Annotated in this window: 17 protein-coding genes; 3 read left to right on the plus strand and 14 right to left on the minus strand. The window is 68.3% G+C overall.

Annotated elements, in window-relative coordinates:
* Positions 1–34: 34 nt before the first annotated feature.
* The 8 genes from ACZ6YV_RS20865 to lanL all read right to left on the minus strand — a co-directional run bounded on the left by ACZ6YV_RS20865 (position 35) and on the right by lanL (position 12510).
* Positions 35–382 (minus strand): beta/gamma crystallin domain-containing protein, encoded by a 348-nt coding sequence (locus ACZ6YV_RS20865; protein ID WP_465511175.1) that lies wholly within the window; start codon positions 380–382, stop codon positions 35–37.
* 181 nt (positions 383–563) lie between these two features.
* Entirely contained in the window at positions 564–1385 is an 822-nt protein-coding gene (gene map, locus ACZ6YV_RS20870; protein ID WP_465511176.1) for a type I methionyl aminopeptidase, read from the minus strand.
* 89 nt (positions 1386–1474) lie between these two features.
* Positions 1475–2839: an aspartate aminotransferase family protein gene (locus ACZ6YV_RS20875; RefSeq protein ID WP_465511177.1), complete on the minus strand. Its 1365-nt coding sequence runs from the start codon at positions 2837–2839 to the stop codon at positions 1475–1477.
* Positions 2836–6900 (minus strand): Pls/PosA family non-ribosomal peptide synthetase, encoded by a 4065-nt coding sequence (locus ACZ6YV_RS20880; RefSeq protein ID WP_465511178.1) that lies wholly within the window; start codon positions 6898–6900, stop codon positions 2836–2838. The genes ACZ6YV_RS20875 and ACZ6YV_RS20880 overlap by 4 nt, the downstream gene beginning before the upstream one ends.
* Entirely contained in the window at positions 6897–8165 is a 1269-nt protein-coding gene (locus tag ACZ6YV_RS20885; RefSeq protein WP_465511179.1) for an aspartate kinase, read from the minus strand. The genes ACZ6YV_RS20880 and ACZ6YV_RS20885 overlap by 4 nt, the downstream gene beginning before the upstream one ends.
* An 806-nt stretch (positions 8166–8971) precedes the next feature.
* On the minus strand, positions 8972–9196 hold the full coding sequence (locus tag ACZ6YV_RS20890; protein ID WP_465511180.1) for a DUF3105 domain-containing protein: 225 nt from the start codon (positions 9194–9196) through the stop codon (positions 8972–8974).
* Positions 9184–9525, minus strand: coding sequence for a hypothetical protein (locus tag ACZ6YV_RS20895; RefSeq protein ID WP_465511181.1), 342 nt, complete (start codon positions 9523–9525; stop codon positions 9184–9186). The genes ACZ6YV_RS20890 and ACZ6YV_RS20895 overlap by 13 nt, the downstream gene beginning before the upstream one ends.
* 234 nt (positions 9526–9759) lie before the next feature.
* Positions 9760–12510: a class IV lanthionine synthetase LanL gene (gene lanL / locus ACZ6YV_RS20900; protein WP_465511182.1), complete on the minus strand. Its 2751-nt coding sequence runs from the start codon at positions 12508–12510 to the stop codon at positions 9760–9762.
* A 209-nt stretch (positions 12511–12719) separates the two neighbouring features.
* Here lanL and ACZ6YV_RS20905 point away from each other — a divergent pair, with 209 nt between their 5' ends.
* Positions 12720–15278, plus strand: a complete 2559-nt coding sequence (locus ACZ6YV_RS20905) for a LuxR C-terminal-related transcriptional regulator (protein ID WP_465511183.1) — start codon at positions 12720–12722, stop codon at positions 15276–15278.
* Here the strand turns inward: ACZ6YV_RS20905 and ACZ6YV_RS20910 are convergent.
* Genes ACZ6YV_RS20910 through ACZ6YV_RS20920 form a run of 3 tightly spaced genes read right to left on the minus strand, consistent with a single transcriptional unit; the run spans position 15259 to position 17195 of the window.
* The gene (locus ACZ6YV_RS20910) at positions 15259–16083 is read right to left on the minus strand and encodes a ribosome hibernation promotion factor (protein ID WP_465511184.1); all 825 of its coding nucleotides are present in this window, start codon (positions 16081–16083) and stop codon (positions 15259–15261) included. The genes ACZ6YV_RS20905 and ACZ6YV_RS20910 overlap by 20 nt on opposite strands.
* Before the next feature lie 33 nt (positions 16084–16116).
* Positions 16117–17022: a universal stress protein gene (locus tag ACZ6YV_RS20915; protein WP_465511185.1), complete on the minus strand. Its 906-nt coding sequence runs from the start codon at positions 17020–17022 to the stop codon at positions 16117–16119.
* A gap of 41 nt (positions 17023–17063) precedes the next feature.
* Positions 17064–17195, minus strand: a complete 132-nt coding sequence (locus tag ACZ6YV_RS20920) for a hypothetical protein (protein ID WP_465511186.1) — start codon at positions 17193–17195, stop codon at positions 17064–17066.
* A gap of 232 nt (positions 17196–17427) precedes the next feature.
* On the opposite strand from ACZ6YV_RS20920, the gene ACZ6YV_RS20925 reads away from it, so the two are divergent.
* Entirely contained in the window at positions 17428–17661 is a 234-nt protein-coding gene (locus ACZ6YV_RS20925; protein ID WP_465511187.1) for an SHOCT domain-containing protein, read from the plus strand.
* 394 nt (positions 17662–18055) lie between these two features.
* Positions 18056–18718, plus strand: coding sequence for a response regulator transcription factor (locus tag ACZ6YV_RS20930; protein WP_465511188.1), 663 nt, complete (start codon positions 18056–18058; stop codon positions 18716–18718).
* Here ACZ6YV_RS20930 and ACZ6YV_RS20935 read toward each other — a convergent pair.
* The 3 genes from ACZ6YV_RS20935 to ACZ6YV_RS20945 form a co-directional block, all read right to left on the minus strand.
* Positions 18715–20448 (minus strand): sensor histidine kinase, encoded by a 1734-nt coding sequence (locus ACZ6YV_RS20935; protein WP_465511189.1) that lies wholly within the window; start codon positions 20446–20448, stop codon positions 18715–18717. The genes ACZ6YV_RS20930 and ACZ6YV_RS20935 overlap by 4 nt on opposite strands.
* A gap of 152 nt (positions 20449–20600) precedes the next feature.
* The gene (locus tag ACZ6YV_RS20940) at positions 20601–21524 is read right to left on the minus strand and encodes a nitroreductase (RefSeq protein WP_465511190.1); all 924 of its coding nucleotides are present in this window, start codon (positions 21522–21524) and stop codon (positions 20601–20603) included.
* Positions 21525–21549: 25 nt separating this feature from the next.
* A complete protein-coding gene (locus ACZ6YV_RS20945; RefSeq protein ID WP_465511191.1) occupies positions 21550–21975 on the minus strand; it encodes a universal stress protein in 426 nt (141 codons plus the stop codon).
* Positions 21976–21988 lie beyond the last annotated feature (13 nt).

The following is a 21988-nucleotide window of genomic DNA, read 5'->3' on the forward strand; positions in this document are numbered from 1 at the left end:
GTCCGGCTGTCGGATGCCACAGCTCAGAGGGCCGTCACCAGATGCGCACCTCGTACACGCGGACGGTGCCGGAGAAGCCCACACCCTGCCAGTAGCCGAGCGTCGACGACTCGTACCGGCCGTTGCGCTCGTAGTTGACGGTCACCTTGTTGTTGCCCGAGAAGACGTTGTAGACACCGCCGATGTTCGTGCCGGTGACTCCACCGTTCGCGAAGCACTTGTTGGTGCCCATCCCGTTTCCGAACGAGATGTCCAGCTTCACGAAGTCGTCCCTGTTGCCGCAGGCGACCTCACCGATGGCGAAGGCGCTCGCCGGAACCGCGACGAACAGGCCGAGGGCGGCCGCGCCGACGACCGCAAGCCTCTTGAGACTGTTTCGCATTGTGGCTGGATTTCCTTCCTCGCAGGGATGATCGCCCGTTCACTCGCCGGGCACGATCGAGCCTATCCACGCGGGAACGGCGAGGAACGAAAAGCAGGCGACACTGCCTGTTGTGCACACCGACACTGACCGAAGAGGCAGGAAGGTGCCGGGGATCACTCTTTCGTTGTACTCAAAGGGCTCAAGAATCCTTTGTGGACAGTCGCCTGGACCCTGCCCGCACGGCAGGGTTCTCGTGCTCGCGCCGGGTGAGCACCAGGGGTCCGTCCTCGGTGACGGCCACCGTGTGTTCGGAGTGGGCCGTGCGCGAACCGTCGGCCGAGCGGATCGTCCAGCCGTCGTCGTCGAAGACGATCCGGTCGGTCGTGCGGGCGAACCAGGGTTCGAGCGCGAGAGTCAGCCCGGGCTGCAGCTTCAGGCCGCGGCCGGCTTTGCCCTTGTTGGGCACGTGAAGTTCCTCGTGCATGGTGCGGCCGATGCCGTGGCCGCCGAATTCGGTGTTGACCGGATAGCCGTGGTCACGGGCGACCGCCCCGATGGCCGCCGAGATATCACCCAAACGGTTACCCGGACGAGCCGCCTCGATCGCCGCCTCCAGCGCTTCCTCGGTGGCACGAACGATCCGCAGGTCTTCCTCGGCGGCCGTCCCGACGATGACCGTGCGCGCCGAGTCGGCCGCCCAGCCGTCGATCTTCACCGCGAAGTCCGCCGTGAGCACGTCGCCGTCGCGCAGCGCGTAGTCGTGGGGAAGACCGTGCAGGACGGCGTCGTTGACCGCCAGGCAGATGACGTTGCGGAACGGCCCCTTGCCGAAGGACGGCGCGTAGTCCCAGTAACACGACTCCGCCCCGCGCCGTTCGATCATCCCGCGCACGTGGTGTTCCAGATCCATGAGGTTGACGCCCACGTCGGCCATCTCGCCGACCTCGGTGAGCACTTCAGCGACGAAACGCCCGGTCACGTGCATGCGCTGGATCTCGGCGGGCGTCTTCAGTTCGATCACGGATACCTCACGTCCAAGGTTGGTATTATTATACCGGCACCCTAGCATGCGCCGGTATAATAATACCAACCGTCCGCTCTCGTTACCCCCTACCGGGTCGCGACGCAGCGCTCGACGGCGTCGAGCAGGATCGTGCACGCGATTTCGATCTCTTCCGCGGTCACGGTGAGCGGGGGCATCAGCCGGATCACGCCGTCGTCGCGGCCGCCGAGTTCGATGATCAGCCCTTGTCTCAGCGCGTACGCCTGGACGGCGCGGGCGTACCCGCTCGCCGGGCGGCCGTCACGGGGATCGGCCAGCTCGATCCCCCACATCAGGCCGAGGCCGCGAACTTCGCGGACCCACGGATGACCGCGCAGCGTGCCGAGCCGCCGTTCGAGCTGCCGCCCGCGGTGCCGGACGTTGCCCAGCACGTCGTCGCGCCGGACGACGTGGACCGCCGCGGCACCCGCCGCGAACGCGGCCTGGTTGCCCCGGAACGTGCCCGTATGCGCGCCGGGCGCCCAGCCGTCCAGGCGCTCGTCGTAGAAGATCACCGCCACCGGCAACCCCATTCCGCTCAAGGCCTTCGAGGCGATGATCACGTCGGGCTCGATGTCGTAGTTCTCGAACGCGAACCAGGTCCCGGTGCGGCCGCAGCCGGTCTGCACCTCGTCGACCACGAGCGGGATGTCCAGCTCCGCGGTCAACGCGCGGACACGCCGCACGAAATCGCGGTCGGCCGGAATGACCCCGCCTTCGCCCTGCACCATTTCCAGGATCACCGCGGCCGGCAGCGGAATGCCGCCGTTGGGATCGCGCAGGGAGCGCTCCAGCAAACCCACGCAGTTGGTTTCGCAGGTGTCCCGCGAGAGTCCCACCGGGCAGCGGGCACAGTAGGAGTACGGGAAGAAATGCACCCCGGGCACGCCGTTGGCGATCGGCCGTTTCTGGTCGACGAGACCGGTCAACGCCATCGCGGCGTGGCTCGAGCCGTGGAACCCGCCTTGGAAGGACACCAGATCGCCGCGACCGGTCGCGGTCTTGCACAGCTTGATCGCGGCGTCCACGGCGTTGGCCCCGCCCGGCCCGCAGAAGTGCATCCGTGTCCGCGAGCGCATACCCGGTGGCAGCATGGACAGCTGGGCGTCGATGAACTCGCGTTTGGCGGGCGTCGGGAAGTCCAGGCCATGGGTGAGCACGTGCAATTGCTCGGTGGCCGCCTGCACCAACTCGGGATGGTTGTGGCCGAGGGACAGCACACCCGCGCCCGCCAGGAAGTCGATGAAGACGTTCCCGTCCATGTCCCAGAGGTAGCTGCCCTCACCGCCCGCGATCGCGATCGGCAGGTTGCGCGGGTAGGCCCGCGCGCTGGATTCCCACTGCTGCTGGTGTTCGAGGAACTCGGCCGAGCGAGGACCGGGCAGGTCGCCTTGGACCCGGGGCGCCGGTTTCGCTGTCTGGGTGTGGGTCATGGCAGCCTCCTTGCCGCGGTGATGATTTCCGCCGTGTCGAGTTCGACCGCCGGATTGGCCTGCCAGCGGGTCCGTGCCGGGGCCGTGGTGCCCTTCATCAGGAACGCGTCCGCTTCGACGATCGCGCCCTCCGCCATCGTCACTCCATAGTGGACGAAGCCGCCGGTGCCGATCGTGCAGGCCGGGCCGACGACGATGTGGTCGGATTTGAACGTGCCGTCCTCGAGCGAATGCGCCTGCAGGACGGTGTGCAGGTTGAGCGTGCAGTCGTCGCCGATGCTCACCAACGACCGCTCCGGGATCGCGCATCCGTCGTCGAAGACCCGGTGTCCCATCCGGACGCCGAGGCAGCGCCAGAGGAAGGACTTGAACGGTGTCCCGTTGAACAACGCGAGGTAGCGGGCGGGACTGAGCTTCCAGTACCGCTCGTGCCGCCAGAAGATCGGATCGTAGATCGAGCAGAACCGCGGTCGCAGCGACCGGAAACCCTGCACGGCGAGTTCGGCCAGCATGAAGAACGAAACGGAGAACACCAGCGAGGCCACGATGCCGCCGCCGACGGCGAGCGCGCCGACCTTCTCGTGCGCGAAGCTGGCCGCCGTCCCGATGAGGGTGATCCCGAGCAGGTGGAGCCAGTGCACCAGCATGTAGACGAAGATGGTCCCGATGTTGTGCCGGTTCTTCGCGATCAGGCTCCGGCGCAGGCCGTCTCCGGTGCTGAGGTGCTCGAACCCGCCGTCACGGCGAACGTTCCGGGGGATCTCGAACGCCGGTGACCCCAGCAGGCCGACGTTCTCCCGGATCGGCCCGTCCAGCGGAACGAGGACCTTGGTGGCCAGAAGGACGTTCCGGCCGACTCGCGAGTCCGGGGGAAACGCGATCTCGTTGCCCAGGAACGCCTCTGGCGCGATGGCGGTCCGGCGCAGCCGGAACGACGAGGCGGAGAAGTCCGCGTTCAGCATCGAAAGGCCGTCCGACACCATCGTCCCGGAGCCGACCGTGCTGAGGAACGGCGTCTCGTGCTTGACCTCGACCCCGAAGTTGGATCCCGTCTGCTGGATCTTCGACAGGTCGTACCCCAGCGCGCGCAGGTAGTACACGATGTAGCTGCTGTCGCCGAACAGGTAGGTGTACGAACGCAGGTTCGTCAGCCTGGCGATCAGCCGTTGCATCCCGAAGTGCGCGCCGTACAGCGGATAGACCCGGTCCGGCTGGAGAAACAGGTTGAGCAGGCGTGGGACCGTGAGGACGATCGCCAGCCCGGCGAGCAAACCCCCGAAGTACAGCAGGGCCGAACCGGCGATCTGGTCGCGGTAGAAGGCCCAGCTGGTGAAGTCCGCCGTCGCCCTGAACAGGCGATCGACGATCACGTCCGAGCCGCCCAGTGTCGCGGGAAGTGTCACCAGCAGCATGAGCAGCAAGCTGGACACGCAGAAGGCGAACGGCCTGAACCTGCCGCGCGCCACCGTTCCCAGTGCCCGGTAGTCCACTGTGGAGAGACGGGCGGGTGAGCCGTGCCATGACTCGCCGTCGGGCACGGTCTGTCCGGTGTTCAAGGACGACGAGTGACCGAGCTGCGCGTCGTCCCCGATCTCCGTGTCGATGTCGAGCACGGTCATCTCACCGACGAAGGCGTGGTCGCCGAGGGTGACCCTGCCGGTCTGGATCCGGCCCGCCCTGGCGCGGTAGCAGGAGAAGAAGACGTCCTTCCGGATGACGGCCCCGGCGCCGACGCTGAGCAGATCGGTGCAGACCGGCGGGTTCCGGGACAGGATCACCGCACCCTTGCCGATGTCCGCGCCGAGCGACCGCAGGTACCAGGAGTACAACGGCGTGCCGGTGAACAGCATCAGGGGGCTGAACCTGACCAGTGTCTTGACCGTCCAGAAGCGTAGGTAGCCAGGGCCCCACAGCGGGATCTCCCCCGGTTTCCACCGCCCGACCAGCGTCCACTTCACCAAGACCGGGACCACCGAGAGAACGACGAACACGACGAGTCCGAGTCCGACTGCGCGCGCGTAGATGTCGATGATCCCGGTCGTCGCGGTGATCCAGGCGAAGCCCGTGTCCAGGATCCAGCCCGAACCCGCGGCGTAGGCGAGGAAGATGAGAAGCTGGAACACTCCACAGAGGACATAGGCGCCGGTGGACGCCCGGCGCGGTTCCTCGGCACGAGCGACAGCGCCCACGGGCGAAGCGGGGACCAGCTCGGCCAGCCCGCGAACGGTGGGGTTCAGGTACACGTCCCTCGCCGACAACGGCGCGACCTCGCCGCGCTCCCGGACCACGCCACAGAACTTGGCCAGCAACAGGGAGTCGGCGCCGTAGTCGTCGAAGAAGTGGCCCGTCGCCGAGATCCGCTCGATGCCGAGGACACCGCCCAAGGCCTCCGCCAGGTGGCGTTCGGTCTCGTTGGCCGGCGCCACATAGTCGACGTCGCTTCCCCCTCTTCGCGGGTTGCTCGGCGCCGGGAGGTTCTTGCGGTCCGCTTTGCCCGCCGGTGTCAGCGGGATGTGCTCGAGCTGTTCGAGGTAGGCGGGCACCATGTAGCCCGGCAGCAGTTCCCCCAGGCGGCGGCGTAGTTCCCCGGCGTCGATGTCCGCCCGGTCGCGGCGCAGGCTGTAGTAGGCGACCAGTTCGGTCGTGCCTGCCTCCGGGTGGTGGGTCTCGACCACCGCTTGGGCGATTCCGGGGATCTGCAGCAGGACCGATTCGATCTCCGTGAGCTCGACGCGGTAGCCGCGGATCTTCACCTGCGTATCGGCGCGGCCGTGGTACTCGATCTCGCCGTCCGGGGTGATCCGGCCCAGGTCGCCGGTGCGGTAGATGCGCCGGGACGGGTTGTGCCCGATGTCGAGGAAGTCCGGGATGAACGCGCGTTCGGTGAGGTCGGGCCGGTTCAGGTAGCCCCCGGCGAGCCCGATCCCGGCGATGCCGATCTCCCCCAGTTCGCCGGCGGCCAGCGCCGTCGGCTCGTCCGGATCGAGGATGACGACCGAATAGGTCGGCAAGGGCACCCCGATGGTCACCGGCCGGTCCGGCCTCAGCACCGACCACGTCGCGGTGACCGTCGCCTCGGTCGGGCCGTAGACGTTGAGAAATCGCCGATCCGGTTGGTACCAGCGGCGGACGAGATCCTCGGGACAAGCCTCACCCGACACCAGGAGGAACCGCAGCAACGGCAGGTCCTCGTCGAGGCTCGCCAGCAGGGTCGGGACGCAGCACAGCGCGGTGACCCGGTTGTCCCTCAGGAATTCGAAGAGCTCGTGACCGACAAGGCTGGCCCCGCCGGGTTTCGGCACGAGCGTCGCGCCGCACAGCAACGGCACCCAGATCTCCTCGACCGAGAAGTCGAAAGCGATCGTCATGCCCTGGTAGATCCGGTCGGTGCCCTCGATTCCGTAGACGTCGGCGGCGACGCTGACGAAGTTGCAGATTGCGGCGTGGTCGATCGTCACGCCCTTCGGCCGCCCTGTCGAGCCGGACGTGTAGACGACATAACAGAGTTCGTCCGCCGGAGTGCCCTTCTCGGCCGCGCTGAGCCGTTCACCCGACAGCGCGGCGATCCGTCCCGAGTCCTCGTCGACGCAGACCAGATCGACGCTGCCCGGTTCGAAACGGCCACGCAGACCGGAGGTCGACAGCACCAGCCGGACACCGGCGTCGCGGACGATGTAGCCCAGCCTGTCGTCGGGAAAGCCCGCGTCCAGCGGCACATACGCCGCGTTGACCTTGAGCACGGCCAGCATCGCGACGTAGGGATGGACAGGTTCGTCGAACAGCAGCCCGATCCGATCACCGGGCCGCACCCCATGCGCCCGGAGGTGACGGGCGAGACGATTCGCCTGCTCGTCCAGACCGGCGAAGGTGAGCTTCGTGTCCCCAGTGTCCACGGCGAGGCGATCGCCGAGGCCGTCGGCGCGCAGCCGGTCGCAAAGCCGTTCGTACAGCTGCTCGAGCCGATCACCGACGCGCCACCGGACCCGCTGTTCGTGGCCGTCGCACGTCAGGACCAGCCCGTCGGTGGTGAACAGGCCCGACGGCTGTCCGTACGGGCTCATGTCCGGTCCTCCGCCAGGCCGAACGACTCGTGCAGGGCGCGGACGGTCGTGTCGACGGCGTCGGCGGGGATCACGGCGGTGATCCGCGACTGTGAAGTGGTCATCGCCGGCACTGTGACCCGGTGGTCGGCGAGCACCCGGAGTAGCTCGGGCAGGAAGCCGGGTGGATCGAGCAACGCCGTACCGACCACCGAAACCGAGCCGAGTTCTTCGAAAACCGTGGACCGGGCGTCCAGCGCCATCGCCAGTTCGGTGATCGGCGGGCCGAGCGGCTCCGAACCCCGGACGGTGAACCGTAGTTCGCCGGGGTCGGGCCAGCTCAGGTTCTCCGGTTTCACCCCGCAGCCGGCGAGCATCGTGAGCACGCGGGCGTAGTGGTCCGGGCTGGAGGCCGAAACCTCGACCCTGACCAGCCGCACGTCACGTTCGTGAGCGATGCCGATGACGCGGGGAGCGCCTTCCAGCGACGGCTCTCCCGCGCTGACGACGGTGGACGGACCGGGGTCCGAGGAATGCGTCACCCGCACGGCCACCCCGTGACGGCGCGCGAGCTCGACCGATCTGGGATGCAGCACACGGGCGCCGAGTCCGGCGAGCTCCACCATGGCGTCGTAGGAGATCGTCCGGACCGGCCGGGTGTCCGCCACGATCCGGGGATCGGCCGTGCGGACACCGTGGACGTCGGTGCAGATCTCGCATTCGGAACCGCCGAGCGCCGCCGCGATGGCCACCGCCGTGGTGTCCGAACCGCCTCTGCCCAGGGTCAGCAGTTCGCCGTTGGCGTCCCGTCCCTGGAATCCGGCGACCACGACGACCTGCACGTCACGCAGCCGCGCGATGAGCTTCTCCGGATCGACCCGCACGATGGTTCCCGCTCCAGGATCGCCGCTCACCTCGATCCCTGCCTGGTCACCGGACAGCGACACGGCCTCGACCCCGCGTTCGGCCAGTGCCATGGCGAGCACCGATGCGGAGACCTGTTCGCCCGTCGCCATCAGCTGGTCGAGTTCTCGTGGAGCCGGTGGCTCGGCGAACTCCCCGGCCAACTTGATCAGCCGGTCGGTGGTGTCCCCCATCGCCGACACGACCAGGACCACCCGCTCCCCCGCTTCGACGAGCGCCGCCACCTCGGCGGCCACGCCGCTCACCAAACCGGGTGTGGCCAGCGATGATCCACCGTATTTTCGTATGACCAGTCCCTCATTTCGCGCCTTCCGTAAAGGCGGGTCCAAACTGACATCGAGATCTTGGGAAGAATTCACCATTTTCCTTAATAGATCGCCGTTATGGCTGGGTTTACGCTCGAACAAGGAGCCGTACTCGGATCAGCCACCACGAATACGCGTATTCAAGGCGGGCTCCACTGCAACTACCGGCGGAAGCGCTTGTCGAACGACACTTCCCGACGGCGAGGACTGGGCGTCGCGTAGCCGGGACAACAGCATTGGAAAGTAGTGCGAGAAACTTTGAACGGGTACCTCCATCCGTACGAAAGGTTGGATCCGGGTTCGCAGGCCATAAGTCCACGACAATGCGCAAGGGCATACGTACGAACAGCCCAGTTCGATGGAATTAGGTCAGAAGAATGAAGCATTCTGATCGACTTCGAAAATCGACAGAGTGGCCGAACACAAAGGCGGAACGGATTTCACAACCCCGCGATTTCTACGAGATCCCGCAGGTGGACGACGGCCGGGAGCAACCCGCCAAAACGACCATGGTGCACTCGACGGCCGAAACCCAGCATTTTCCCGGCGTTCAGAGTCGAGTCACCAAGTTTTCGACCCGATTGCCATGCGGTGCCCACCACGCGTCCGGGTGGTCGAATCCCATAATGCGGATAGAGTTGCACCCCTGCCACTATCTGCCCATATCACGACGCCGCCCGACTCGCATCGACACCTGGCCGCCATTTTGCTCCAGCCCGTCCGGTCAGTGGCTCGCAAACCACCCCGAAACCCGGTCCGACGATCACAAACGCCCTCAAAGGGACTTATCGAGAGATAAGGCACAAGCGGCGCGCCGGACCGGTCGGGTCGCGAATCCTGTGGGACCGGTGAACGAATTCGCCCTAAGGCAGTGGATTTCCGACGCCGCCGTCGCACGGTGCTCCCATTTCGGCAGACTGCGGGCCCGCGCGGTAAAATTCGAGGAATCGTGCGATCCGAGGGTCCGCCGGATCGTCCAGGGTGAGCTGCCTGCCCCAGGCGGTCGCGACCACGGTGGCGGGCAGGCCGGGGTACGGACTGCGCAAAGCGTGGTGTTTTCCCTTGACCTGCCTGCTCAACAGGTCCACCAGCCAGCCCGCACCGCCGGAGCGAGCCCGAAGGTCACGTAGTACACGGCGGCGACGAGGTCACCCGAGGACAGCCTGCCCTCCGAGATCAGGACCGGCGCGAGGACCAGAAGAGCCAGCAGCCCGAGGTCGACACCGAGGCTCACGGTGAGGGAACGCGGCACTCCGACCCTGGCGTACCTGACGGACGCGTGCCGTGAGGCCTCGACGCCGTCGCACACCTGCCGGGTCGCCGTCGGCTCGGCAGCGAAGGCGACGATGTCCCGGCGAGCGGTGAACACCTTGGTGGCGTCGTCCGCGAGGCGCTCTTCGACCAGGTCGCGCAGCACGACTTGGCGTAACGAGGTCCTGGCCGGGGCTCTCCTCGTGATGGGAAACCCGCCGGAGGCGGAGTCGTGGTCACGCCTCCGGCGAGTTCGTCTGCTGGGTGGGTCGGTTGTCGCTCGGCTTCAGACCGGGGTCCCCGCAGCAGGTCACGCCACACGTGAAGCTCCGGCAGCCCGCCGCGTAGTCCAGGTAGGACGAACCTGTTCCCGGCTAGGGCAGCGCCTCGACATCTTCGGTCACCTCTTTTCGAAGTGAGTTCCGGAGCGCTCCGGCGACAGGCCATCACGCCAGGTCGATGGGTCGGGGTGGAAGAGCCGTCGTCCGCCGAACCTCAGGCGGGCGAGGAAGGCGAGCTGGCCGGAGATTCCCGCGCCATAGCCACTGGTGACGTCCTTGCCGCCTTCGTCCGGCAGCACAGCCCGGCCGTTCCGGTAGATCCGCCGGGCCCACATGAGCTGCGCGATCGACTCCGCCCAGACCCGGTAGGCCGGGTCGCCGGTCGCGCCCGCCAGGTCGAGCAGGAAGTCGCCGTTGCCGGGAAGTCCGTGGCAGTAGGCGGTTCCGGCCCAGTGCCGGGTCGCCATCACCGCACGAGCGGCGCCGATCGCGGCTTCGAGGTACCGATCGTCGCCGGTTTCGGAGTGGAGACGGCACAAGAAGGTGCCGATTCCGGCGGATCCGTTGCACCACCACACCGGCGCCCGCGAGGCCCCCGGACAGTCCGGCCAGTACGTGGTCCCGGCGTCGACGCTCGACGCGGCCAGCAGCGTGTCACCGCAGCGCCGGGCGGCGTCGGCGAAGTCCTCACGTCCGGCGGTTCCGGCTGCGGCGAGCAGGAACGCGCCGATCCCGGCCACACCATGGGCGAAGCCGTACGACCGGTATCCGGCGAGGTCCGAGTCGAACGACATCGGGATCGTCCACAAGAGACCGTCCGGTCCCGGATCCGCGGCGGCCAGTACGGATTCGGCACAAAGAACCGCGCGTCGTTCCAGCTCCGCGTCACCGGTTTCGCCCGCCAGGTAGAGAAAACACGTGCCCAGCCCCGAGAGACCGTGGGTCAGGTCGGGGTTCGGCCAGGCCATGATGAGGTTCTTGGCCAGCCGGAGCGCCCGTTCGACGAGATCGGGACGGCCCAGTGCCCGGCCGGCGTCGTGCAGCGCCCAGGCCGTCCCGGAGAAACCGAAGTACAGACCGGGAAGACGATGGTGCTGACCGTCGAGATGCCGGAGGATCCGGGGCAGCACGATGTCGTACAGCCTCTCGACGTGCAGGCCGTTCTCGCTGAGCCTCGCCAGCACGGCGAGGGTGCCCGCCAGCCCGTGCTGGACGGAGCAGGGTTCGTTCAGCACCCCGAACCCGGTTTCCGGCCAGGGCCTCGGCGCGGATTCGGGCGCGGCCGTCTCGACCAGATAGCCGAGTGCGCCTTCGACGAGTTCGTCCCACTGCTCCGGAGACCAGAGCAGTTCCCTCGACCTGGTGAGCGCCGGCGCCGGGCTTTCGGTCAGCTTGATGACCTCGGCCAGGCTCATCCGTTCGGCCGGTTCGGTGCGGATGAGCCCCTTGATCACGCGGCTCAGCGTCCGTGACAACGGACGGGTCAGCGGTGGGGCGAGCCATTCGGCCACTCTCTCCTCCAGCGGGCGTACTTCGGGCAGATCCTCGGCGAAGTCGGGATTCACCTGGGCGATCTGATGCAGGAGCGTGGCTCCGAGGCTGAAAAGGTCCACGGCCGGATCCGGATCCGCGCGGGAGAACTGCTCCGGCGCGCTCAGCCCCGGCGTGCCGCTTCCGGCACCGAGCACCACCCACTCGGCCGGGTGCCCGGCGCGGACGGCGGCGAGTTCGAGGTCGATCAGCCGGACGGACCCGTCGGGCATGGTCAGCAGGTTGTTCGGCGTGAAGTCACGGACGACCACGCCTCGTTCGTGCAGGCCGAGCAGCAACCGCGCGAGCTTTCCGGCCAGCGCGGCGCATCCGGCCGTGTCGAGCTGGCCGTCGCCGGTGCGCAGGATGCCGTCGACCCGGTCACGGAGACGCTCGCCGTCCAGGTATTCCTCGACCAGGAAGATGTGCTCCTGCTGCTCGAACAGGTCGACGTACTCCGGGACCACGCCGACACCGGCGAGATGACGCAACACGAACCCTTCGTGCCGCAGGTAGTCACGGGCGTCGAGGCCTTCGCGATCGGTGCCGACGTGGGGCCGTGCCTCCTTGACGATCACCTCGCGGCCGGTTTCCCGGTCCAGCGCGCGGTAGACGCCGCCCTTGTTGGCGTGGCGGACCACCTGGGTGACCTCGTACCGGTCCCGCAGCAGCACCGACGTCGGCGGGGCGGCGTCTTCACGTCCGAACGGGTCCGGGAGCCACGACGGGGGCTGGAAGAATCCCTGCCTCCGGTCCTCCACCGGAGCGCCGTTCCCGTCGAGGACGCAATCGCGATACCCGCCGTCATTGGTCAGCGTCCGATAGCCGTCGAACGCCCCGTAGCGGTAATGGACCAGGCTGTCCGGACGGTATCGGGCGTCGGACAGGATCGCCGGACCGGACAAACCGGAGGTCGCCTCGTGCAGCTTCTCGGCGAGTTCCAGCAAAGAATCACGATCCGGCGGATAGACGGTGATGAATTTACCGGAATTGCCACGCGGACACTGGAAGTCGTTGAGTTTCAGCACGTCGACCGAAGTGGAGGCGAATTTGAACTGCGCCGAAGAGGCGAGCAGGATCGGCAGACAGGCCTGCAGCACCCACGGCGCGGAGAGCACGGTGGCCGAAACATGCAGCTTCCAGCCCTGGAGACGGTGTTCCTCCACGGGCGGATGCAGATACGTCCAGATGTCGGCACGCTCGATCAGCCAACCGGAGAGCACACAGTCCGCCAGGGATTCGGCAACCAGTTCGGTGGGTTCCGGGAAATCCGCTGACAGTGCCGCCGTCGTCGGCATGGTCTGGAGATCGTCTTCTTCACGAACAAGCGGGAGAGCCATTGCATGTCCTCGACGTGGTCGGTTTGAGGACACGAACCTAGGCCGCGATGAATGCGCGCCGACAGAGCAGATGCACTACTCAAGCCCCTATTCGGACAGACCTCCGGATTACTCAATGCGAATGGAGCATCGTCGCTTGACGGATCCCGGTACCGCATCGAGGCTGGACCGAAAGGTTTCCGCGGAGGACATCTGAGGGGGGTGCCACCTTGGATTCGACGTGGCCGCTGGTCGGACGGCGGCGGGAGCTTTCCTCGATCGACGACGTGCTGGCGGGCACCAGCGGCGGGCTGGTCCTCGCCGGGCCGCCCGGCGTCGGGAAGACCCGGTTGCTGCGGGTCGCGATGGAACGTGCGGCCGCGGCCGGGCGCCGCGTCGAACTCCTGGCCGCGACCGGTGCCGGATCGTCGATCCCGCTCGGCGCCGCCTCCCACCTGCTGCCCGTCACGCCATCGTCCGACGAGGAACCGGACCGTACGACACTTTTCCGATGGGCGTCCGCTGGGTGGGACGAGGACGGCGCCGTCCTCGCCGTCGACGACGCTCATCTGCTCGACGAAGGGTCCGCCGCGCTGGTCCATCACCTGTGCACCCATCGGCGGGTGGTCGTGGTGGCGACCGTGGTGACCGGGGCGAGTGCGCCGGACGCGATTTTCAGCCTGTGGAAGAACGGGCAGGCCCGCCGCACGGAAGTCCCCCCGCTGCCCGATCCCCTCGTCGACGATCTCATCGGACACGCGCTGGACGGCCATGTTCCGGCGTCGGTCCGGGCCCGGCTGCGACGGCTGGTGGACGGGAACCCGCTGCATCTGCAGGCCTTGGTGCTCGACGGGCTCGAATCCGGTGCACTGGCGAAGGAAAGCGGATCCTGGCGGTGGAAGGGGCCGGTGATCGGCGCCTGGCGGTTGCACGAACTCGTGGAAACGCGGCTTCACAGTTGCGACGCGGACGTGCGGGCGGTCGTCGAACTGGTGGCCTGCGGTGAACCCCTGCCGCTCGAACTGGTCGAAACCGAACCGGGACTGCTCGCGGCCGAACGCGCCGGGCTGCTCGAGGTCACGGGCGACGGACGTCGCTCCGAGGTCCGGCTCAGCCATCCGATCTACGGCGAAGTACTCCGTTCAGGCCTCAAACCCCTGCGCGCCAGGGAGGTCCATCGAACCCTGGCCGAACGGCTCGGCGCGACCTCGTTGCGCCGCAGGGACGATCTGTTGCGTCTCACCACCTGGCAGCTCGCCACCGGGCTGCGGCCGGCCGTGCCGGATATGCTCGCCGCGGCCCGGCAATCCCTTGCCCGCCATGACTTCGTGCTCGCCGAACGGCTCGCGCGCGCCGCCGTCGACGCGGGATCCGATCAGGCGCGGACCCTGCTCGCCGAAGTGCTCAGCTGGTGCGGGCGGCACCAGGACGGGATCGCGGTGCTCGCGCGGAGCGGCCGGTCGGAGCCGAGCGACTGGACCACGACCAGGGCGAGGCTCCTGTACTGGGGGCTGGCGCGGCACGACGAGGCCACGACGATGCTCCCGGACGACCCGACGGTGACGAGGGCACTGATCCTGCTCGCCGAAGGGGAATGCCGGCAGGCGCTGGACATCGCGGTGAAGATCGCCGACCGGGAGTCGGCGCCGATCGACGCGAGGCTCTGGGCGTTCACCACGGCGGTCAACGCCTACGCGATGCTCGGCAGGGCCTCGACCGCGCTCGCCTTCGCACGCCTGGGCCGTCGGCTCGCGGAACTCCACGACGATCTGGTGCGCACCGGACTGCCCTATCTCCGGCTCGCCGAGGGGTACGCGTTGTTGTTCGCCGGCAGGCTTTCCGAGGCGCGGGACGTCGCCGACGAAGGTGGCCAGTCCGCCGTCCAGGTCGGCGATCCCGGCTTGATCGCGGCGTGGTCGGCGCTGTCCGGGCTGATCTCTCAGCTGCGCGGGGAACTCCGGGCCGCCGTGACGTCACTGCGCGAAGCCGTCGCCATCGAATCGGCTCAGGATCCGACCGGCAGTCTCCACCTGCACAAGACGATGCTCGCCGGGACTCTGGCGATGAGCGGCGCCGTCGACGAAGCGGCCGAAGTCCTTGACGGCGCCCATGAAGACAAGTCGCGGACCTCGGTCAAACGGCTCTTCCGGCCGCACGCCGAAGTCCATCGCGCTTGGGTCAGCGCCGCCCGCGGCGATGTCCGCGGCGCCGCGGACATCGCGCTCGGCGCCGCTGCGCTGGCCCGGGACGCAGGACTTCCGTGCATGGAGGCTGTCGTGCTGTACGAAGCCGCGCGATTCGGCGCGGCGAAACAGGTGGAGAAACGCCTGGACGTGCTCGCGGAGACTGTCGAAGGCGCCCTGGCCCGCGTCTACCGGGACGCGGCCGCCGCGCTGGCGGCGGGCGACGAACCCGGCCTCCTCGCCGCGGCGGACGCGTTCGCCGAACTGCCCGCTCCCCTGCTCGCCGCCGAGATGCTGACGGCCGCCGGCCGGGTGGCCCAGGCCGCGGGACATTCGCGACGAGCGGGCGCCGCGCTCGCGAGAGCACGCGAACTGGTGCGATGTTGCCCGACCGCGCGGACCCCGGAACTCGACGATGTCGAAGGCACCCAGCAGCTCACTCCGAGGGAACGCGAGATCGCCCGGCTGGCCGCGGGTCAGGCGACGAGCCCGGAGATCGCACGCAGGCTGCGGCTGTCCGTCCGGACGGTGGACAACCATCTGGCCCATGTGTACGACAAGCTCGGTATTTCGAGCAGGATCGAGCTCACCGCACTGTTCCGGTGAGCTGGACGGCCGGGGTGATCAGGCCGTAATGGCCGTCGTACCGGTGATAGAGCAAACTCCCCCGGCTCAGCCCGGCGTCGACGAAGAAGAGGAACGGTGAGCCGAGCAGGCCGAGCCGATCCACCGCCTCGGCCGTCGTCAGGACGGGCGCCGATTGCCGGCTGACGGTCACGGCGAGCCGGAACAGGCTGAGCCGGTGCGGCCCCGGCGGTGTCGACTGCGCCAGCCGGTGCAAGGTGGGGCCGGCGTGATAGAGGACGCTGTCCTGCCCCGTCCCCGATTCCGTGAACAGGTGGAAGTCGTAGTCGAGGAGGTGCATCTCGAAGAACGCTTCGTCCACAGTGGAGCGGGCGAGCGAGTAGGACTTGCGCCGGACGATCTCGCGTTCGTCCTCCGGCACGGGGAACCACGATGTGGGCTGACCGGGCGGCGAATCGTGGCGCCATTCGCCGGGTTCGGCGCCCGGACGGCGACCGCGCCTGGCCTCCAGGTGGAGCGCGCTCCGCTCCAGCTGGCACCGCAGCTTCGCGTCCAGGAGATAGATCGCCTCTTCGGCGGTCGGGGCGGCCACCTGGGCTCGCAGCCGCCTCCCGCTCAGGTCGAGGTTCGCCTGGGCGACCACGGGCTGGTCCACGGCGGGATTCCCGTGCCTGCTCAGCCGGACCGACGCGGCGAGCACGGGACGGTGAGCGAGGCCGAAGAGCCGTTTCACCTTCCGCCCGGCTCGTTCGGCGAGGGCGGGCGGAAGGTCGCCGCGCACCGTCACTCGCACGTCCGGTGTCATCCTGATCCCGGTCGTCCGCATGCGTTTGGTCCTTTCCGAAGCTTTCGGCGTGTTTCATGTCCTGTCTCCCTTCGCTGAAAGGGGTTTCTGCTGCCGGACACCGAACGCGGGAACCGCACCCGGACGGACGACGGCGACAGGGCACGGCGCCTGCCCGGGCGAGTCCTGGCCGGCCGAGCCGAGCAGGAGCCCGCCGAAACCACTGTGGCCACGGGTCCCGACCACGATCAGCCCGGCGCGCTCGCCGTATTCCAGCAAGACCCGGCCGGGGCGGCCTCGGACGACGAGGCACTCCGGCACGACCTGAGGAAAGTCCGCGGCGACGTGGTCGATGTGCTTCTTCAGCGACCGCAGGAACAGCTCGCGCGCGACGGTCGAATCGCTCGACTCGACTTCGGGCCAGGTCTTGAGCACCGTTACCGGCACACCGAGCGTCGAGGCCTCCTGGAACGCGAACCGCACCCCCGCGGCCGAACCGCCCCAGTCGTCCACACCGACCAGCACCGGCCCCGACCTCGTCCGATCACCTCGGACCACGACGACCGGGCAGTGACCGTGGACCGCGAGCGCGAGTCCCGACGATCCCAGCAGCAACCGGCCCGCACCGCCGAGTCCGCGGGAACCCAGCACCACCACCGCGGCCCGCCACGACTCGTCGACCAGCAGGGCCCGCGGATCCCCGGATCTGGCCTCGGCTTCGATCTCCAGCGACGGCGCGGACGTCCTCGCGACGTCGGCCGCTGCCTCCAGTCTTCTGGCGCCTGTCGCCCACATCGCCTCGCGCACCTCCGCGGGGGTGACCTCCAGGTTCGGGTAGTCGTGGCCCGGTGGGACGCAGGCGTGGATCAGCCGCAGCGGCCGCTCGCTCCGGACCGCCTCGCCCGCCGCCCAGCGCACCGCCCGCAACGCGGATTCGGAGCCGTCGACCCCCGTCACGACGGGTTCACGCTTTCCCACCATCGCCACCGCCTTCCCATCGTCAAGATCCGTCGGTGAACCGGTCAGCCGATCTTTCGGGCCGAAGCGAACCGCTTGCCGAGCGCCGCGCCCCATTCCCGGGCACGTTCCAGTTCGCCGGCACGCAGCACCGTCCGCCGCTCGGCCGTCTCGACGAAGAAGCTCTCCGAGGGCACGAGCGGCACGAAACCGAGACGCCGCAGCCTGCGTTCCGCGACGACCGCGGCGGAACCACTTCACCAGCCACAACCAGAGCGCGGAGCGGACAGCTCGACGATCCGGGTTTCCCGGCCGCGTAACCAGGAACGAAGGACCCTGCGAGCCGGGTCCTCCGGCCCTCCTCGTCGTCACAACTCGCAAGGACCCTGGGAATCGCCGGTTCCGCCACCGACCGAAAGGACCCCAGTGATGCACTACGGCCCCTATTACGGCAGCAGCGGCTGGATCGGCGTCGTCCTGATGCTCGCCATCGCGGTCATCGTCGTCGCCGGACTCGTCACGATCGCCGTGATCCTGCTGCGCCGGTACGCGCGCCCCGCGTCCGGCCACGACGAAGCCCTGCGAATTCTGAACGAACGCTTCGCCCGCGGCGAGATCGACAAGGCCGAGTACGAGGAACGCCGCGCCGCGATCCGGGGCTGAGCCGACCGGAGTCCGGCTCAGAAGCCGCGTCCGAGTATTTCGTCGACAGCGCGATGAGGGCTGGTCGGCACCGCACAACGCGGAGCGCACCTCGGACAGGTGCAACGGCTGGGTCAGCACCGAAGGCGCCCGCAGCAGGGTCCGTGCCGGCACCTCCGTCGACCAGGGTTCTCGTCGCTCCATCTTCCGCCTCGGCAGTAGGGCCATGCCGGGATCCCACCGTGCGGCAAAACGGGGACCGTGCGCAGGTACGGAGGGCTCCGATCGACGGGACCTGGGTAAGCCGCTGTCCGGTCAGGGACCAAAGCCCTTCACCGGCAGGACGTCCAGACCGCTGTGCGACTCCGGACGCCGGAGTACGTTCGGCCAGGACCCGGCGGCAGGAGGACGAGCCATGACGACCAAGGTGTTCCTGGTCGACGACCACGAGATCGTCAGGCGGGGGCTCTTCGATCTGCTCGGCGGCGAGCCGGACATCGAAATCTCCGGCGAAGCCGCGTCGGTCTCGGAGGCCCTCACCCGGATCCCCGCGAGCGACACCGACATCGCGGTGCTGGACGTCCGGCTCCCGGACGGTACCGGCATCGAACTGTGCCGTGAACTGCTTTCCACCCGGCCGGATCTGCGTTGCCTGATGCTCACGTCCTACGCCGACGACGAAGCCCTCTTCACCGCGATCATGGCGGGCGCGTCCGGATTCGTCCTGAAGCAGGTCCTCGGCAACGACCTCGTCTCGGCGATCAGGGCCATCGCGGACGGCGGCTCTTTACTCGACAGCCGCACCACCGCCGCGCTGATGAACCGCATCCGCCGCGAGAACGACCGCAACGACCCGATCGCGGGGCTGTCCGAGCAGGAAAGAGCTGTCTTCGAACTCATCGGCGAAGGGCTCACGAACCGGGAGATCGGCGACCGGCTCTTCCTGGCGGAAAAGACCATCAAGAACTACGTCTCGCGGATCCTCGGCAAACTCGGCATCCAGCGCCGGACGCAAGCCGCCGTGCTGGCGACCGAGCTCAAGAAGGAAGACCGGACCTCCCTGTTCGGCGACCGCTAGGCACCACGAGATAACGGGACCCGCCACACGATCCTCGTTCCGCCGCCTTCCCTGCCGGCGAACTCGGCGCGTCCCCCGCATCGCCCGGCTCGCTGCGAAAGGTTGTCAAGCCCGCTGCGCCTGCCAGCCGCCGGGAGGCCCACGCCGTTGTCGCTGACCTCGATGGCGAGTTCGCTGTCGGCCTCGACGGTCACGGAGATCTCGGTCGCGCCGGAATGCCGGATGGCGTTGCTCAGCGCCTCACGGACGACGGCCTCGGCGTGCTCGTACAACTCGGCAGGGACAAGGGTGTCCACGGCGCCGGCTATCCGGACCGACGGTGTCACGGCCGGAGCCGTCGTCAGTTCGGTGGCGACGTCGAGCAGCCGTCGGCGCAGGCTGGTCGTCTCAGCGGCACCCACGGTGTGCAGGTCGAAGATCGACGTCCTGATCTCACGGACGGTCCGGTCGAGTTGTTCGACGGCCTGGGTGACCCGGTTGCGGGCGAACTCGTCCGGCACCCGGGGCAGGATGCTCTGCAGGCTCATGCCGGTGGCGAAAAGCCGCTGGATGACGTGATCGTGGAGGTCCTGCGCGATCCTGTCGCGGTCGGCGAGCACGTCCAGCAACCGCTGATTGCGTTGCTTCTCGGCGAATTCGAGCGCCACCGCGGCCTGATCGCCGAACGAGGACAACATCGGGATCTGGTCGGCCTTGAACTGCTGGGTGCCCTTCTCCCGGCTGGCGACCAGCACGCCGCCGACACCCGCCGCGCTGGTCAGCGGCGCCACCACACCGGGACCGGAAAGCGCGCTGTCGGCCGAGGTGAAGACCGTGCCGAGGTCGGCGATGAGGCAGCTCTGCCCGCCGGCGAAGACCTCGTCGAGCAACGGATGCTCGCCCGAGATCGACTTCCCCTGCCGGGCACCGTGCCGTTCGCCGGAGATCGCGGTCACCGTCAACGGTCGCGTTCCCTTCGCCCCTTCTTCGGCCAGCAGGATCATCACCTCGTCGGCTCCGGCCAGTTCCCGGACGCTTCTGACGATCAGGCCCAGCGTGTCGATCACCGAAGCACCACCGAGCAGCTCACCGTTGACCTTCGCCACCGCCTCGAGCCAGCGTTCCCTCGTCCGGGAGCGTTCGAAGAGCCGGGCGTTGTCGATGGCCACGCCCGCGGCGGCGGCCAGCGCCTGCAGTACGACCTCGTCGTCCGCCGTGAATTCGGCCGCTCCGCGCTTCTCGGTCAAGTACAGATTCCCGAACACTTCGTTCCGCACACGGACCGGAACCCCGACGAAGCTGTGCATGGGCGGATGGTTGGCGGGAAAACCGACCGAGGCCGGATGCGCCGACAAATCCGGGACCCGGACCGGGTGCGGCTCTTCGATGAGGAGACCGAGCAGGCCTCTGCCCTCGGGCAGGTGTCCCATCGTCGCCCGGACCTCCGGCTCGATGCCCACGTGCACGAACTGGGAGAGCCCGTCCTCGTCGCCGACGACGCCCAGAGCGCCGTACTGGGCGTCGACCAGCTCCACGGCGGCCTGGACGATGCGCTGCAAAGTCGAATCGAGTTCGAGCCCGGTCCCCACCGCGAGGACCGCGTCGAGCAGCCCTTGCAGCCGGTCACGGGTCTTCACGATCTCCGAGAGCCGCTCCTGTACCTCGTGCAGCAACTCGTCCAGCCGGAGCCCCGTCAACACCGCCGCGCTGGGCGGCGGCTGGTCGCCAGCCGGTCGCGGCTCGGCCGACATCGCCGCCTCCTTCTGGATAGGGATGACGACTTGTTCATCGTCAGGACCGGCCTCAGCGTTCCACCCAGCGGACCCGCTGCCAAGACATGACAAGGCCTCCGCTCAGGGACGACCCGGCCGGACGCAAAGGCGTCGGCCGAAATGCACCCGAGTCACCCAGCCGGATAGCCCAAACGCATGATCAAGCCCGGTGCTCCGGGAAGGGCCAGCTCGGAGATCAACCGACTTTTGATCCGTGGCACGCGAAGTGGGCGTGTCAGTGTCGAGGCCGCGAGCCCACTTTCGACCGCCGCGAGCCAAACCGACTCCATCGCCACACCTGTCGACACCACCTCGTGCCTGCGTTCGGTGGCTGCGCAGAACACCACCAGGGTCTCCTTTTTCAATCTGTCGGCCAGTTTCACCCCTTCCGGGATCAGCGGCCCGCTCCGCACGACCTCGGCCCACGGCGACCAGGCCTCGGCACCGGAGCCGGGCGAATACCGTACGTCCGCTCTCCGGATGTTCCAGGCATCGGTCCACACCTTCAGTTCCGGCTCGTTCCGGACCGACTCGGCGGCCGCTTCGAGCAGATTCGCCAGGGGGCGAAGCTCTCCGGGGCGCACGACCCGGCAAAGCACGTCACCGGACGCCCGCCGGACGATCCGGGCCATCAGATCCGGCGCCACCGGCACCCGCGAGAACTCGGCGTCGTGGCTGATCCGCCGCGAAATGGCGGAGTAGCCGTGCAAATCGTGGTCGGATGGCGGGGATCGCCTGGTGACGGCCACGGCACCGGCCAGCGGCGCCTCCGCCTCCGTCGCCAGGCTGACCCGCGTGTCCCAGCCGAGGACACGGACACCCAGAACGAGATTGGCCAGTACCGCACCGCAGGAGATCAACTGGTCACGCCGGTCCGACGGCGACGACGGCAGGGCCGGGTCGACGTGCTCCATCACCTCCGCGCGACGCCCCGGAAGCGCGAGGGACCAGGGCCGTCCCCGACGCGTCGACGGAGCGCTCACCGCGGCTCTGGCGAGCACCTCCACCTCACCGTCCGACCATTGCCCACGCAGCGTGTCCTGCGGCTCTCGCATGCGGCGACTCCCTGTTCCCCGAAGTTCAGACGATCGGACCGGGCTCGTACGAGACTGTCGCCAGCAGACGTCCCAGCCTGCTCTCGGGTGCCCGCGCGGGCTGCGGGATCACGACGACCGGGCAGGGCGAATGCCGCAGGCAAGCGCGGCAGACCGAACCGACGAGGAGGTTGTGCAGCTTCCCGTTGCCATGACTGCCCAGAACGAGCAGCGAAGCGCCGTCGGCCTCCTTGACCAGGACCTCGCCGGGGTCACCGAGCGGCGCGCTGAACTCGACCTGCAGCCCTTCGCGTTCCCCGATGAGTTTCGACGTCGCCGCTTCGAGTTCTTTCAGATGAACGTCCAGTGCCTGCACCGTCGCCTGATCGACCGCCCAGGCGACGGCCGCGGCCGTCGCGGCAGACCCGCCCATCCCGACGACGACCGGCCCCGCGGAAGAGAGCTGTGCCATGACGCCATTCCCT

The organism is Amycolatopsis sp. NPDC102522 (genome assembly GCF_055584485.1).

What these genes read in the sequence shown, in the direction of transcription:
- ACZ6YV_RS20865 (WP_465511175.1), bottom strand. Translation starts at nt 382, where the DNA reads ATGCGAAACAGTCTCAAGAGGCTTGCGGTCGTCGGCGCGGCCGCCCTC.
- ACZ6YV_RS20875 (WP_465511177.1), bottom strand. Translation starts at nt 2,839, where the DNA reads ATGACCCACACCCAGACAGCGAAACCGGCGCCCCGGGTCCAAGGCGAC.
- ACZ6YV_RS20880 (WP_465511178.1), bottom strand. Translation starts at nt 6,900, where the DNA reads ATGAGCCCGTACGGACAGCCGTCGGGCCTGTTCACCACCGACGGGCTG.
- ACZ6YV_RS20885 (WP_465511179.1), bottom strand. Translation starts at nt 8,165, where the DNA reads ATGGTGAATTCTTCCCAAGATCTCGATGTCAGTTTGGACCCGCCTTTA.
- lanL (WP_465511182.1), bottom strand. Translation starts at nt 12,510, where the DNA reads ATGGCTCTCCCGCTTGTTCGTGAAGAAGACGATCTCCAGACCATGCCG.
- ACZ6YV_RS20910 (WP_465511184.1), bottom strand. Translation starts at nt 16,083, where the DNA reads ATGCGGACGACCGGGATCAGGATGACACCGGACGTGCGAGTGACGGTG.
- ACZ6YV_RS20915 (WP_465511185.1), bottom strand. Translation starts at nt 17,022, where the DNA reads ATGGTGGGAAAGCGTGAACCCGTCGTGACGGGGGTCGACGGCTCCGAA.
- ACZ6YV_RS20925 (WP_465511187.1), top strand. Translation starts at nt 17,428, where the DNA reads ATGCACTACGGCCCCTATTACGGCAGCAGCGGCTGGATCGGCGTCGTC.
- ACZ6YV_RS20930 (WP_465511188.1), top strand. Translation starts at nt 18,056, where the DNA reads ATGACGACCAAGGTGTTCCTGGTCGACGACCACGAGATCGTCAGGCGG.
- ACZ6YV_RS20935 (WP_465511189.1), bottom strand. Translation starts at nt 20,448, where the DNA reads ATGTCGGCCGAGCCGCGACCGGCTGGCGACCAGCCGCCGCCCAGCGCG.
- ACZ6YV_RS20940 (WP_465511190.1), bottom strand. Translation starts at nt 21,524, where the DNA reads ATGCGAGAGCCGCAGGACACGCTGCGTGGGCAATGGTCGGACGGTGAG.
- ACZ6YV_RS20945 (WP_465511191.1), bottom strand. Translation starts at nt 21,975, where the DNA reads ATGGCACAGCTCTCTTCCGCGGGGCCGGTCGTCGTCGGGATGGGCGGG.